This window comes from Nocardia speluncae NBRC 108251 (assembly GCF_001613245.1).
GTDB classification, from domain to species: domain Bacteria; phylum Actinomycetota; class Actinomycetes; order Mycobacteriales; family Mycobacteriaceae; genus Nocardia; species Nocardia speluncae.
The window spans coordinates 567,458-580,192 of sequence record NZ_BDBZ01000001.1 but is presented as its reverse complement, the minus strand read 5'-3'; the positions used below and the strand labels follow the sequence as shown (position 1 = coordinate 580,192).

The following is a 12,735-nucleotide window of genomic DNA, read 5'->3' as shown; positions in this document are numbered from 1 at the left end:
CTGGCAGCGTTCGACGGCCGGCACCTGGTCGGCGTGTTCATATTCGGCGATGCGCCGACAGACCGGAGGCGCGGTTCGGCCGGGCCGGCAGCACCAGTTGCGCGCCGGTCTCCGGATGGTCGAGGACCTCGATCGGATAGCGGTAGACGCGGCTGAGCAGTTCCCCGGTGAGGACTTCACGCGGTGTACCGGTGGCGGCGAGCTGCCCGTTGTCGAGGACGGCGATGCGGTCGGCGTAGGCGGCGGCGGAAGCCAGGTCATGGAGTACCACGACCACCGCGGCACCGGCGGCGGCCCGCTCGGCCGCCAAGGTCAGCACGGCCTCCTGATGGCCGAGGTCGAGGGCCGCCGTGGGTTCGTCGAGCAGCAGCGTGGCGGTGTCCTGGGCCAGCACCCGGGCCAGGGCGACCCGGGCTCGTTCACCGCCGGAGAGGCTCGGAAACGAGCGCCCGGCCAGATGCGCACAATCGGTCGCGATCATGGCGTCGGTGATCACCGCGTCGTTCCGGTCGGCGCGGGGAGTGCGCTGCCAGGGCGCGCGGCCCATGGCGATCACCTCGGCCGCGGTGAACGGAAACCCGACGGTGTGGGATTGCGGGAGAACGGCGCGGCGGCGGGCCATATCGATCGTGGTCCAGTGATCGAGTGGTCGGCCGTCGAGCTCGACCTTGCCCTGCGCCGGGACGAGTTCCCCGGCCAGGACGGCGAGGAGGGTCGATTTACCGGCGCCGTTCGGCCCGACCAGGGCCAGTACCTGCCCGGCGCAGACATCCAGGTCGACGTCGTCGAGGACGCGGCGGGTACCGCCACCGCCGCCGTGCCGGTCCAGAGTGACACCGCGGGCGCGCAGGGTGACGGTGCCCGGTTCGGTGGGCCCGGGTACCCGGTGCGTTCGCTGAAGCAATCCGGTGGTGCGGCGACGCGGCGGCTCGTTCATGCCCACCCTCCCGCGCGGGCGCGGGTGCGCCGCAACAGCCAGAAGAAGAACGGCCCGCCGATCAGCGAGGTGAGCATGCCGAGCGGGAGGTCGGCGTTGTCGACCAGCGAGCGGGCGGCGACATCGGCGGCGAGCAGGACGACGGCGCCGGTGACGGCACTGACCGGGATCAGGGCGCGATGTCCCGGCCCGACGATCATGCGCACGACATGCGGAACGATCAGCCCGACGAACAGGATGATCCCGGTGAACGCGACCCCGGCGGTGGTGAGTACGGCGACGATGACGATCACTGTGCGCCGCAACCTTTCCACATCCACACCGAGGTGGCGGGCAGCGGATTCGCCGAGTGCCAGCAAATCCAGCCGGGACGCCACGAAGACCGCCGCCGTGATCCCGATCGCGGTGAGTACCGCGACCACCGCGACCGCATCCCAGGTGGCGCCGTTGAGGCTGCCCAGCTGCCAGAACACGATCTGGTCGCGGGCGGCGGGGGAGGCGACGAACAGCAGGAAGGCGATGAGCCCGCCGGCGAATGCGTTGATCGCGACACCGGTGAGGACAAGGGTCACCACTTCGGTGCGACCCCCCGACCGGGACAGCACATATACCAGCATGGTGGTGATCAATCCGGCGACGAACGCCGCAGCCGCTACCGACCAGGCGGCGACGAAAGCACCGCCGAACACGATCACCGCGCCCGCACCGACCGCGGCCCCGGACGACACTCCGATCACCCCCGGTTCGGCGAGTGGGTTGGCGAAAACACCCTGGAGCAGCGCACCGGCGGTGGCGAGGGCGGCACCGACCAGGATCGCGAGCAACACCCGTGGGAAGCGCACCTCCCACAGAGTGACCTCACCGGCCGGGTGGGCGGGTAACGGCCCCCAGTCCAGCCCGATCCGGTGGGCAATACTGCCCGCCACCTCCGCGGGGCCGGTGGGGACCTGGCCGATGGCGGCGGAGGCGAGCGCGAGTGCGAGCAGCGCGAGAACGGCGACGGTGAATGCGAGCACCGCCCGCCTTCGATGGCGGCGACCGAGGTCCGGGGTGACGGACTGCGGTGATTTGTCCAGATCTACGGTCATGTCATTGCCACCCGGCCCGGTGCGCTCATGCGGCGGGATGACCATAGATTGCGTCGGACAGGGCGGTGATCACGCGGCCGGTGTTCGGACCGAAGGACAGCAGCACCGAATCCGACATATCGACGATCCGCTTGTTTCGGCCCGCGGGTGTCTGCGAGATACCGGGTATCTGCGAGATACCGTCCACGCCGCCGAGCGATTTCATCCCGTCGGTCATGACCAACAGCACATCGGGCGCCGCGGCGATCATCGCCTCGCTGGTGATCGCGGTGAACGGTTCGCTCACCCCGGATTCGACTCCGGCGTCGCGGGCACCGAGTGCAGTGATGAGCGCGTCCGCGCCGGACCCGGGGCCGGCGAGCATCGTGATGGCACTGGAGCGCAGGTAAAGGAACGCGATCCGCAGCGGCGGATCCTGGGCGGGCACCGCGGCCGACGCGGCCGCGATCTCGTCCTGGGTCCGCTGCGCCAGCTGCTGCCCGCGTTGCGGGACGCCGAGAGCACCGGCAACGGCCTCGATCTGCGGGACAACGCCCTCCAAGGTGCGTTCAGGGTCGAAGTAGACGACGGTGACCCCGGTCGCCCGCAACTGTTCGCGCACGGCCGGCGAAGCGCTGGTGGTATCGGTGAGGAAAACGCTGGGCCGCAACGCGAGAATCGACTCCACATTCAACGAACCGTTACCGCCGGTGACATTCGGCAGATCCGCCACGGCGGGAAACGAGGCGGAGGTGCTGCGGCCGACCAGGTTGTCGCCGAGCCCGAGCCCGTACACGATCTGAGCGAGAGTGCCGTACCGGTCGGCGGCGACGATCCGGCTCGCGTCGGTGACCGTGACCTCGGCGCCGTCGAAGGACCGGACGGTCGCGGGTAACGCCGGCGCAGGGGGCGGGGTGAGCGCTACCGGATCCAGGTTGTCCAGGACCGCGGTGGCAGGCCCCCGCTGACCGGGCGCGGCAGCCGGTTCGGTACCACCGCAGGCGGCCGTGAGCGCGAGCAGACCGGCAGCGATTCCGGCCAGCAACGCCCGTGCCCGCCGCGTACGGGGCCGCGGCGCGCCCGAACGGTGTCTGCTGCGCACGAGCGCGGTCCCTCCGTGGTTACGTTCCGCTGCCGCCTCCGGACCCGACTCGCTCATGTAGGCAAGGCTAATCCGTACCGCGGTGTGGTGATCGCCCCCGCCCCGGCTACGGGGTGGAGCTCACATCGTCGAGGGCGGCGGCGATCGCGCGCGGCAGTTCCAGTGTCTCGGCGGCCAGCACCCCGGTGAGCTGGCCCATATCGCGGGCGCCTACGAACATGCTCGCCACTCCGGGCCGGTCGCGTACCCAGGCCAGCGCGACCGCCAGCGGTGAGGTCGCCAGCCCGTCGGCGGCGGTGACGAGGGCATCGACCACGGCGGTGGCGCGATCGTCGTCGAGGCGGCCGCGGATCTCGGCGGCGGTGGCTTCGTCGGCGGCGCGGGAGTCCGCTGGTACGCCGTCGCGGTACTTGCCCGTGAGTATTCCGGCGGCCAGTGGAGCGGTGGCGACGATTCCCGCCCCGTGGTGGGTGGCGGCCGGGACCGTATCGTCTTCGGCGCCGCGGCTGAGCAGCGAGTACGGCGTCTGCACGGCGGTGACGGGGGTGCGGGCGGCCAGGCTCGCCAGCTGCCAGGCAGTGAACCCGCGGACCCCCGCGTAGCGAACGCGCCCGGAACGGATCGCGTACTGCAGGGTTTCGGCGATCTCGTCGAGAGGTGTGGCGGTATCCCAGGCGGTGACCTGCCACAGATCGAGGTGGTCGGTGCCCAGTTCGAGCAGAGTGCGGTCGAGTTGGCGCAGCAGGGTGCGGCGTGAGCAGTCGACGGTGACCCGCGCCTGCTCGGGCATCGGCGGTTCGCCTCCGGCGGGGACGGCCGGTAGGTAGGGCACCTGACCGGCCCCCACGCACAGTACGAGTTCGTCGCGTGACACCAGGTCGCCGAGGAGGTCGGCGAGAATCCGCTGGGCGGCGCCGCCACTGTAGGAGGGGGAGGTGTCGACGAGGGTGCCGCCCGCTTCGGTGAACGCGATCAGTTGCGCTGCGGCGGTCTCGGTATCGGTGCGGCTACCCCAGGTGTGGGTGGCCAGCCCGATACGGGAGACCCGCAGCCCGCTGCGTCCGACGGTGCGCTGCTCCATCACCGGGTCTCCGGGCCCGGATGAGGCAGTACGCGCGGGTCGGGCCCGGAAGCGGTAGCGCAGCGTAACCGAGTAGGGCTCTCGCTCATGCGCAGAAGACACAGCACGGTTCGACGTTTCCTCACGGCGCCCAGCCTAGAGCGTGACCGGCCGGTGACCGTTCGCGGTGAACGGTGGGCGCGGCGTGTCCGCCGCCGGTGGTATCGACTTTGCCGCCGCCGATATCGCCCCGGCCGGTCGCCGGTCGCCGCGCGCGCCCGGGACAGGGCACTGTAGGGTCGCTGCGGTCGATCGCCGGGGATCGTGCAGCGGCCGCGGCGCGGTCGAGTGAAGGAAGAGCGGGGTTTTCGGCGTGATTCAGGAGGATGTGTGATCGGCGAGTCGATGACCTGGGTGCAGGCGTTGGTACTCGGGTTGGTGCAGGGATTGACGGAGTTCCTGCCGGTTTCGTCGTCGGGGCACTTACGAATCGTGTCCTCGGTGTTCTTCGGTGAGGACGCGGGCGCGTCGTTCACCGCGGTCACCCAGCTCGGTACCGAGGCGGCGGTGTTGTTGTTCTTCGCCAAGGACATCTGGCGGATCGTGACGGTGTGGTTCGCGACCGTGTTCGAGAAGCTGACCGCCCGGGGCCGGGTGCCGCTCGCCGAACAGGTCACCACGAAGCTGCCGGTGGTTACCGGTTCCGGGCCCGTGGGGTACGACCCCGAGGCCGAGGCGCAACGCGAACTCGACTACCGCATGGGCTGGTATGTGATCATCGCCACGATCCCGATCGGGGTGCTGGGCATCCTGTTCAAGGACCAGATCCGCACGGGCGCACGCAATCTGTGGCTCGTGGCGATCATGTTGATCGTTTTCGCACTGGTGATCGCGGCGGCCGAGCACTACGGCCGCAAGGAACGCCCGATGGAACAGCTCACCACCCGCGACGGCGTGGTGATGGGTTTGGCGCAGTGCCTGGCCCTGATTCCCGGTGTTTCGCGTTCCGGCGCCACATCCAGCGCGGGCCTGTTCCTCGGTTTGAAACGCGAGGCGGCGGTGCGGTTCTCGTTCCTGCTGGCGATTCCCGCGGTCACCGCTTCGGGTTTGTTCAGTCTGCCGGACGCTTTCGAGCCGGCAGGGGAGGGCTTGAACGCCTCCGGCCTGCAACTTCTGGTGGCGACACTGGTTTCGTTCGTCATCGGTTATGTGTCGATTGCGTGGCTGCTGAGGTTCGTGGAGCGGCATTCGTTCTACTGGTTCGTCGGGTACCGGATCGTGCTGGGTTTCGTGATCATCGGTTTGCTCGCCGCCGGTGTCGTGTCGGCAACGTGAACGAGTCCGGGCCGGAGGTGGCAGCGGAACGGGGCGGGTTCATCGGGCATCGTCGCGCCGTGGCCGCCGTTAGGCTGGCAGCATGACGGTGATCCTGTTGCGACACGGCCTGTCGACATCGAATACCGGAGGGACCCTCGCCGGGCGCAGCCCGGGGGTGGAGCTCACCGACCGCGGCGGCGAACAGGCGCGCGGGGTCGCGGCGCGGCTCGCGAACCTGCCGATCACCCGGATCGTGACCTCGCCGATGCTGCGCTGTCAGCGCACGGTGTCGCCGCTGGCCGCCGATCTGGAACTGGAGCCGGTGGTGGACGACCGGCTCGCGGAGGTCGACTACGGCGAGTGGACCGGGCGCAAGATCAAAGACCTGCTGGCCGAACCGCTGTGGCAGGTGGTGCAGCGGCATGCGTCGGCTGCGGTGTTTCCCGGCGGGGAGGGGCTGGCGCAGGTGCAGGCCCGGGCGGTGTCGGCGATCAGGGAACACGATCGGGCCTTGGCGGAGTTGCACGACGGGGATCGACTGTGGGTGGTGTGCACCCATGGTGATGTCATCAAGGCGGTACTCGCCGATGCGCTGGGAATCCATCTCGACGGGTTCCAGCGGATCATGGTCGAACCCGCCTCGCTCAGCGTTGTTCGTTACACCCGGACCGCGCCGTTCGTCACCCGGATGAACGACACCGGTTCGGACCTTTCCGGCCTGGCGCCGTCGCCGGCCCCCGAATCCGGGGCTTCGGGCCCGGTACCCGGCGGGGAGATCGGTGCGGGAAGGAAAGACGGATAATGGGTATGCCCGATACCGGCGGATGCGCCACCTCTCGGCGGCGTCGGGCGACTCGGCGTTTGCGCCGGGAAACGGCGCGGCGGAGCACCGCAGCCGAACAGGGTCACGTATCAGGAGGTGCATGTGTCACGAGCAATCCATGTATTCCGCACCCCCGAACGTTTCGTCGCCGGAACTGTCGGTGAGCCGGGCGATCGCGCGTTCTATGTGCAGGCGGTGGAGGAGCCCCGGGTGGTGAGCGTGCTGCTGGAGAAGCAGCAGGTCAAGGTTCTGGCCGACCGGATGGGTCTGCTGCTGGACGAGGTGGCGCGCCGGTTCGGTGCCGAGGTACCACCACAGGCCGAGCAGGTCAACGACAACGACCCCCTGGTGACGCCGATAGACGCCGAGTTCCGGGTCGGCACCATGGGGCTGGGCTGGGACGCCGACGCGGGTGCCGTGGTGGTCGAGTTGCTGGCGATCACCGAAACCGAGGTGGACGAATCGGTGGTCCTCGACGACACCGAGGAGGGGCCGGACGCGGTGCGGGTTTTCCTCACCCCGGATCAGGCACGGGAGTTCGCCCTGCGGTCCACCCGGGTGATAGCAGCCGGGCGGCCACCGTGCCCGCTGTGTGGGGAGCCGCTGTCGGCGCGCGGGCATATGTGTGTGCGCACCAACGGGTACAAGCGCGGCGAACTGTTCGGCGCGAACGATCTGGAGGAATGAGCGTGGCCGGGGACATGCTGTCCACCGGTGAGCTGACGGTACTGGGCCGGGTGAGTGCCGCCAGTAACGTGACCCTGGTGTGCGACCTCGCGACCGGTGACGGGGCCGTGCGAACGGTGTACAAACCGGTGCGCGGCGAGCAGCCGCTGTGGGATTTCCCCGACGGCACCCTGGCGGGCCGGGAGGTGGCGTCGTATCTGATCTGCACCGCACTGGGCTGGCCGGTGATTCCGGAAACGGTACTGCGGGACGGGCCGTACGGTCCGGGAATGGTGCAGCGCTGGATCAGTACCCGCGAGTCCGATATGCCCGGCAGCACCCGCCTGGACCTGGTGGACCTGTGCCCACCCGGGCTGGTTCCCGACGGTTACCGGGAGATTCTGCGCGCCTACGACGGCTCCGGTGACGAGGTATCGCTGGTGCACGCCGACGATCCGCGGTTACAGCGGATGGCGGTGCTCGATGTGCTGTTGAACAACGCCGACCGGAAGGGCGGGCACGCGCTGGAGGGGCTGGACGGCGAGGTGTACGGCGTCGATCACGGGATCTGCCTGCACCAGGAGAACAAACTGCGCACCGTTCTGTGGGGCTGGGCAGGTGAACCCGTTCCGGCGGATCTACTCGCCGATATCGCAGCCTTCACCGACGCCCTGCCGGGGGAGGTTGCCGACGGGCTGGCCGAACACCTCACCGATCCCGAGATAGACGCCGTGCTGCGCCGCGCCAAACGGCTGGTCGACGATCCGGTGATGCCGTTACCGGTCACCTCCCGCCCTATTCCGTGGCCGGCGTTCTGACCCGGCCGCCGGCAGTTCATCGGATGATTCATTCGCTCTGCGGGTAATGCTTGCCCTCTCCGATCCGCGGGTTCGGTGCAGGTCCGCGGGACGCGGCGGCCCGTGATCCGGGCCGGGACGCCGGGGCGGGCGGTACCCGGTCGTTGCCGACCTCTACTCTCGAAGGTATGCAGTCCTGGTCCGACACCCCGATTCCCGCGGTCCCCGGAGCAGGGCCCCCCTTACGGTTGCACGACACCGCCGACTCCTGTATCCGTCCGGTGACTCCGGGGGCGACGGCCACCATGTACGTCTGCGGTATCACCCCCTACGACGCCACGCATCTCGGTCACGCTGCCACTTATCTGACCTTCGACGTGGTGAACCGGGTGCTCCGCGACAACGGGCACGATGTGCATTACGTGCAGAACGTCACCGATGTCGACGATCCGCTGTTCGAGCGTGCGGCCCGCGACGGTGTGGACTGGCAGGATCTGGGCACCCGGGAGATCGAACTGTTCCGTGCGGATATGGCCGCACTGCGGGTGCTGCCGCCGCGCGACTACGTGGGGGCGATCGAATCGGTGGACGAGGTGATCGAGCTGGTGCGCAAGTTGCTGGCCGCCGGTGCCGCCTACACCGTGGAGGACACCGAGTTCCCGGATATCTATTTCCGCACCGATGCCACCGAACAGTTCGGGTACGAATCGGGTTATGACCGCGAGACCATGGCGCGACTGTTCGCCGAACGCGGTGGCGACCCGGACCGCCCCGGTAAACGAGATCCGCTCGACGCGCTCCTGTGGCGGGCCGAACGCCCCGGTGAACCGTCGTGGCCGTCGCCGTTCGGCCCGGGCCGGCCCGGCTGGCATATCGAATGCGCTGCGATCGCGGTGAACCGGCTCGGCAACGAATTCGATATCCAGGGCGGCGGCAGCGATCTGATCTACCCCCATCACGAGTATTCCGCGGCGCACGGTGAGGCGCTGGCGGCCGGCCGCCGGTTCGCCCGCCACTATGTGCACACGGGGATGATCGGGCTGGACGGGGAGAAGATGTCGAAGTCCAAGGGCAATCTGGTGCTGGTGTCGAAGCTGCGGGCAGCCGGAGTGGATCCCGGGGCGATCCGGCTGGGATTGTTCGCCGGTCACTACCGCGCCGACCGGATGTGGACCGACGAGGCCCTCACCGAGGCCCAGGCGCGGTTGGATCGCTGGCGGCAGGCGGTCACCCGCCCGGCCGCCCCTGCGGCTGCCGATACCGTTGCCCGGTTGCGCACTCACCTCGCCGACGATCTCGATACCCCGCGGGCTCTGGCCGCGGTCGACGCCTGGGTTCGTGACACCCTCGATTACGGCGGCACCGATACCGGTGCGGGCGCGGAGATCGCCACCGCGGTCGACGCCCTGCTGGGTGTGCGGCTGCGCTGACCCGGCCCGCGGTCTTGCTCGGGCGTGAGTAAGACGGGCGATCGGGCTCGAGGCCGGCGCGGACGTCGAAGCCGGGGCGAACACCACCACCGAAACCGGCTTGCTCATGCCGGTGCGGGCGCAGTGCCTTCGGCTCCCGCACCGCCCGTGAACAGTCACAACCACCGGCCGTCGTTATCCGGGAATGCGGTACTGTTCGGTGCTCGAGATCCTCTCCGTTCCCCGAGCAGATCGGTGCCGTATGTCTCGTATCGTCAGTAAGGACAACTATTTCGACACAGGGCTGGAGGTGCTGTCCGACCTCGGGTTCCGGCATCTCAATATCGGTGTGCTGTGTCGCCGGCTGGGGGTCACCAGCGGTTCCTTCTACCATCATTTCGGTAGCTGGCAAGCGTATGTGGATGCGCTGCTGGAACATTGGGAGAACCGGCAAGTGCTGATCCTGCGGTCGTTGCGGTTCGATCCCGCCTCTCCCGATTCGGCGATCGGCGCGCTGTCGGATCTGACGCTGGGCCTGCATCATCGGGCGGAGGCGGCGATCCGGGCGTGGGCGGCGAACGACGAATCGGTGGCAGTGGCGCTCAAGAGTGTCGACGAATCCCGGCGCCGCACCGTCCGCCGGACGATCTCCGGGGTGGTCGGCGACGAGGAGATCGCCGCGGTGGACACCGAATTGGGGATGGCCATGCTGATCGGATACCAGCAGATGGTCGCCTCGGGACAGGATGTGCGCCTGGAACAGCTGCTCGGTGAGTACGCCCGGCTCGTCTATTCCCATCGTCGGACCGCCGCGCAGGACTGATCCGAGCCGTGGGGCCCGGGGACCGCGGCCGGTGTCGGGCAGAGCCGCGCCGCCCGATCGTGGGCATGCGCCGGACCCTCCGAGTTATTTCAGGACCAGCACGGCGGCACGTTCCAGTCGGTCGGCGATATCGGCATAGGACTCGTATCCCATCCCGGCGCGGACCAGCGCCCCCGCGTACAGCAGTTCCAGCGATTCCACGGCTTCGGAGTCGGCTTCCGGTTCCAGTGCGCGGGTGAGGCGGTGGCGGATCTCCATCCCGATACGGGTGCGCAGATGCTGGACGTCCGGGTCGCGGCCGAGGAGCGCGCTGGTCACCGCGCCCGACAGTTCCTGCTCGTCGGCCACCAGTAGCGCGATCCCGCGCAGTTCGGCCAGTACCCGCACCGTGGGGTCGGCGTCTTCGCTGACCGGTGTTTCCGAGGCCCGCAGGCGGCGCCAGAAGATCTCCGCTACCAGATGCTCCTTCGAGGAGAAGTAGGTGTAGGCGGTGGCGGTGCCCACGCCTGCGGCGCCGGCGACCATCCGGATGGTGAGTCCCGCGAAACCTTCCCGTGAGAGCACTTCCATGGCGGCTCTGGTGAGCTTGTCGACAGTGTCCGCCTGCTTTCCGCTCAGCCGGCGCCGGGTGGCCTCGAGAATTCTGGAATCACCTTCGGACATGTGTCTAGATAGTAGTGTCGGTCCGGTACCGGATCAACCGACCCCCGGCCACGGTGGCGAGTAGTGTCGGTCAACGCCCCGTGCCGGACGCTATCTGCCGAAGAGAGATCACACCTGCGATGACTGCCCCAGCCCCCACCGCGCCGCTGACCGACGAGCAGCTGTTCGACCATGCCCGCCGCGCCACCGGATTCATGCCGGAGGATGAGGGCCGGGCCCTGCACGCCGCCGCGATGCAGTACTGCCACGGCGGGGTGATCGCCGAAATCGGTACGTACTGCGGTAAATCCGCGATACTGCTGGGTGCCGCAGCCCGCGCGAAAAACGGGCTGGTGTTCACCATCGACCACCATCACGGCTCCGAAGAACACCAGCCCGGCTGGGAATACCACGACACCTCCCTGGTCGACCCGGTCACCGGTCGTTTAGATACCCTGCCCCGATTCCGGCACACCATCGACACCGCGGGGCTGAGCGATACCGTGATCGCGATCGTCGGCGCCTCCGCGCGCGTCGCGCACACCTGGCGCACCCCGATCGAATTCCTTTTCATCGACGGCGGTCACACCGAGGAAGCTGCCGACCGCGACTACCGCGGCTGGGCGAAATGGGTCGTACCCGGCGGCGGCCTGGCCATCCACGATGTATTCCCGGACCCGGCCGACGGCGGGCAGGCGCCCTACGGCATCTACCGTCGCGCCCTCGACAGCGGCGAGTTCCGGGAGGTCTCGGCCACCAGCTCGCTCCGCATTCTCGAGCGGGTCGTCCCATCCACCGACGAATCTGTGGGCTCATCGCGGCGGACATGACCAGCGCGCGATAATTCCTCCAGGCGCCAGGAATTCGGCTGCCGAGGAGTCGTCGGGGTGCGGTGGACGCCCGGGGGTGACCGGCCGCCCGAGCCCCGCGTATCCGACTGCGGCTCCGCGGTGTCGGCCCTCGCCTGGACGCCACTCGTTCGGGAGGCGGCGGTCGGCTGAGTAGATGCCGCATCAGTCCAAGCAGAACTCGTTGCCCTCGGGGTCGGTCATCACGATGAAACCGCTCTCCATCGGAGGGGCCGGTTCGAAGCGCCGCACTCGGGTCGCGCCCAAGGTGACCAGTCGCTCGCATTCCGCCTCCAGCGCTGCCATCCGCTCGGCGCCCTGTAACCCTGGTGCCGACCGGACGTCCAGGTGCACCCGATTCTTGGCCACCTTGCCTTCCGGTACCTGCTGGAAGAAGACGCGCGGACCCCGGCCGTCGAGGTCCTCGATGGCCGATCGGGTGTTGCGCTGTTCGGGTGGCACCCCCATCCCTGCGAGGAACTCGTCCCATGCGGCCAGCGGATCGGCACCTTCGGGCAACCGGACTCCCGGCGGACCGGGGTGGACGTAGCCCAGGACATCGCGCCAGAAGGTGGACAGCGCTCGCGGATCGTGGGCGTCGAAGGTGATCTGCATATCGCGGCTCATCGCGCTTCTCCGTTCGTGGCGTGGGTGTGCAGGTAGAGGTCGCGTAGCAGGCAGACCTCGGACAGATGATGAATCAGTTCCCGGTGGATATGTAGCACCAGGTCGGCCATGGGCGCGTCCGGGTAGGGTTCCTTCGCGCCCACAGGGACGGTCAGCGCGGTGTTGCCGAGCCCCTGCACGCCGTCCAGCCAAGTATCCAGCTGGGTTTCGAGCTGGTCGAATGCCGTTTTCGCACCGCCGGCGTATGCCCAGGACTCGTAGGACGCGGCAGGCCCGCCGAAATGTGCCGCGTTGCGAACCGCGAGCACACCGACGATGACATGCCCGAGTCGCCAGGCGATAGTGGTGAACGGGGCGGGGTCCGGTTCCGGGAAGCCGAAGTCGATGGTGAACTCGCCGGTGCCTGCCTGAATCGGCGCCGACGAGGTGCCACGAGGCCGCACACTCCACGCTCCCGGTACCGGCGACCAGAAGTACTCGTCATCGGTGAGGTCCCGGAGCCGGTCGCGGAGCTGGTGCTTCCAGTGGAACTCGACCTGTTCACGCAAGGTCCGATTCCAGTCGAATGTGTCGGTATCCATAACGCCACCCTCGCACCCATGGCGGACAGGATCGGT

The 12,735-nt window shown here is 68.7% G+C and carries 14 protein-coding genes; 7 read left to right on the top strand and 7 right to left on the bottom strand.

Annotated features, from left to right (window positions below):
- Positions 1 to 37 precede the first annotated feature (37 nt).
- The 4 genes from NS6_RS02480 to NS6_RS02465 are packed head-to-tail and all read right to left on the bottom strand — an operon-like array spanning position 38 to position 4,187.
- Entirely contained in the window at positions 38 to 937 is a 900-nt protein-coding gene (locus NS6_RS02480) for a heme ABC transporter ATP-binding protein (protein WP_068035784.1), read from the bottom strand.
- Entirely contained in the window at positions 934 to 2,025 is a 1,092-nt protein-coding gene (locus NS6_RS02475; protein WP_068036109.1) for a FecCD family ABC transporter permease, read from the bottom strand. The genes NS6_RS02480 and NS6_RS02475 overlap by 4 nt, the downstream gene beginning before the upstream one ends.
- Before the next feature lie 25 nt (positions 2,026 to 2,050).
- A complete protein-coding gene (locus tag NS6_RS02470; RefSeq protein WP_084470539.1) occupies positions 2,051 to 3,163 on the bottom strand; it encodes a heme/hemin ABC transporter substrate-binding protein in 1,113 nt (370 codons plus the stop codon).
- Between the two features lie 49 nt (positions 3,164 to 3,212).
- The gene (locus tag NS6_RS02465; RefSeq protein WP_068035782.1) at positions 3,213 to 4,187 is read right to left on the bottom strand and encodes an aldo/keto reductase; all 975 of its coding nucleotides are present in this window, start codon (positions 4,185 to 4,187) and stop codon (positions 3,213 to 3,215) included.
- A 372-nt stretch (positions 4,188 to 4,559) separates the two neighbouring features.
- Here NS6_RS02465 and NS6_RS02460 point away from each other — a divergent pair, with 372 nt between their 5' ends.
- The 6 genes from NS6_RS02460 to NS6_RS02435 all read left to right on the top strand — a co-directional run bounded on the left by NS6_RS02460 (position 4,560) and on the right by NS6_RS02435 (position 10,001).
- Positions 4,560 to 5,501 carry an undecaprenyl-diphosphate phosphatase gene (locus NS6_RS02460; protein ID WP_245669107.1) on the top strand — a complete coding sequence of 314 codons (942 nt, stop codon included), beginning with the start codon at positions 4,560 to 4,562 and terminating at the stop codon, positions 5,499 to 5,501.
- A gap of 82 nt (positions 5,502 to 5,583) precedes the next feature.
- Entirely contained in the window at positions 5,584 to 6,285 is a 702-nt protein-coding gene (locus NS6_RS02455) for a histidine phosphatase family protein (RefSeq protein ID WP_068035780.1), read from the top strand.
- Between the two features lie 123 nt (positions 6,286 to 6,408).
- Entirely contained in the window at positions 6,409 to 6,993 is a 585-nt protein-coding gene (locus NS6_RS02450) for a DUF3090 domain-containing protein (RefSeq protein WP_068036102.1), read from the top strand.
- Positions 6,990 to 7,790: an SCO1664 family protein gene (locus NS6_RS02445; protein WP_068035778.1), complete on the top strand. Its 801-nt coding sequence runs from the start codon at positions 6,990 to 6,992 to the stop codon at positions 7,788 to 7,790. The genes NS6_RS02450 and NS6_RS02445 overlap by 4 nt, the downstream gene beginning before the upstream one ends.
- A gap of 167 nt (positions 7,791 to 7,957) precedes the next feature.
- Positions 7,958 to 9,199 (top strand): cysteine--1-D-myo-inosityl 2-amino-2-deoxy-alpha-D-glucopyranoside ligase, encoded by a 1,242-nt coding sequence (gene mshC, locus NS6_RS02440; protein ID WP_068036101.1) that lies wholly within the window; start codon positions 7,958 to 7,960, stop codon positions 9,197 to 9,199.
- A 241-nt stretch (positions 9,200 to 9,440) separates the two neighbouring features.
- Positions 9,441 to 10,001: a TetR/AcrR family transcriptional regulator gene (locus tag NS6_RS02435; protein WP_068035774.1), complete on the top strand. Its 561-nt coding sequence runs from the start codon at positions 9,441 to 9,443 to the stop codon at positions 9,999 to 10,001.
- Positions 10,002 to 10,085: 84 nt separating this feature from the next.
- On the opposite strand, the gene NS6_RS02430 is transcribed toward NS6_RS02435, so the two are convergent.
- Positions 10,086 to 10,664 carry a TetR/AcrR family transcriptional regulator gene (locus NS6_RS02430; RefSeq protein WP_068035768.1) on the bottom strand — a complete coding sequence of 193 codons (579 nt, stop codon included), beginning with the start codon at positions 10,662 to 10,664 and terminating at the stop codon, positions 10,086 to 10,088.
- Positions 10,665 to 10,783: 119 nt separating this feature from the next.
- On the opposite strand from NS6_RS02430, the gene NS6_RS02425 reads away from it, so the two are divergent.
- The gene (locus NS6_RS02425) at positions 10,784 to 11,473 is read left to right on the top strand and encodes a class I SAM-dependent methyltransferase (protein WP_157112587.1); all 690 of its coding nucleotides are present in this window, start codon (positions 10,784 to 10,786) and stop codon (positions 11,471 to 11,473) included.
- Between the two features lie 183 nt (positions 11,474 to 11,656).
- Here NS6_RS02425 and NS6_RS02420 read toward each other — a convergent pair whose 3' ends face one another.
- A complete protein-coding gene (locus NS6_RS02420) occupies positions 11,657 to 12,118 on the bottom strand; it encodes a VOC family protein (RefSeq protein ID WP_068035766.1) in 462 nt (153 codons plus the stop codon).
- Entirely contained in the window at positions 12,115 to 12,699 is a 585-nt protein-coding gene (locus tag NS6_RS02415; protein WP_068035764.1) for a DinB family protein, read from the bottom strand. The genes NS6_RS02420 and NS6_RS02415 overlap by 4 nt, the downstream gene beginning before the upstream one ends.
- Positions 12,700 to 12,735: the final 36 nt, after the last annotated feature.

Coding starts and splice junctions, on each gene's coding strand:
- NS6_RS02435 (WP_068035774.1), top strand. CDS start 9,441: ATGTCTCGTATCGTCAGTAAGGACAACTATTTCGACACAGGGCTGGAG.
- NS6_RS02480 (WP_068035784.1), bottom strand. CDS start 937: ATGAACGAGCCGCCGCGTCGCCGCACCACCGGATTGCTTCAGCGAACG.
- NS6_RS02475 (WP_068036109.1), bottom strand. CDS start 2,025: ATGACCGTAGATCTGGACAAATCACCGCAGTCCGTCACCCCGGACCTC.
- NS6_RS02420 (WP_068035766.1), bottom strand. CDS start 12,118: ATGAGCCGCGATATGCAGATCACCTTCGACGCCCACGATCCGCGAGCG.
- NS6_RS02430 (WP_068035768.1), bottom strand. CDS start 10,664: ATGTCCGAAGGTGATTCCAGAATTCTCGAGGCCACCCGGCGCCGGCTG.
- NS6_RS02445 (WP_068035778.1), top strand. CDS start 6,990: ATGAGCGTGGCCGGGGACATGCTGTCCACCGGTGAGCTGACGGTACTG.
- NS6_RS02415 (WP_068035764.1), bottom strand. CDS start 12,699: ATGGATACCGACACATTCGACTGGAATCGGACCTTGCGTGAACAGGTC.
- NS6_RS02425 (WP_157112587.1), top strand. CDS start 10,784: ATGACTGCCCCAGCCCCCACCGCGCCGCTGACCGACGAGCAGCTGTTC.
- NS6_RS02455 (WP_068035780.1), top strand. CDS start 5,584: ATGACGGTGATCCTGTTGCGACACGGCCTGTCGACATCGAATACCGGA.
- NS6_RS02465 (WP_068035782.1), bottom strand. CDS start 4,187: ATGGAGCAGCGCACCGTCGGACGCAGCGGGCTGCGGGTCTCCCGTATC.
- NS6_RS02470 (WP_084470539.1), bottom strand. CDS start 3,163: ATGAGCGAGTCGGGTCCGGAGGCGGCAGCGGAACGTAACCACGGAGGG.
- mshC (WP_068036101.1), top strand. CDS start 7,958: ATGCAGTCCTGGTCCGACACCCCGATTCCCGCGGTCCCCGGAGCAGGG.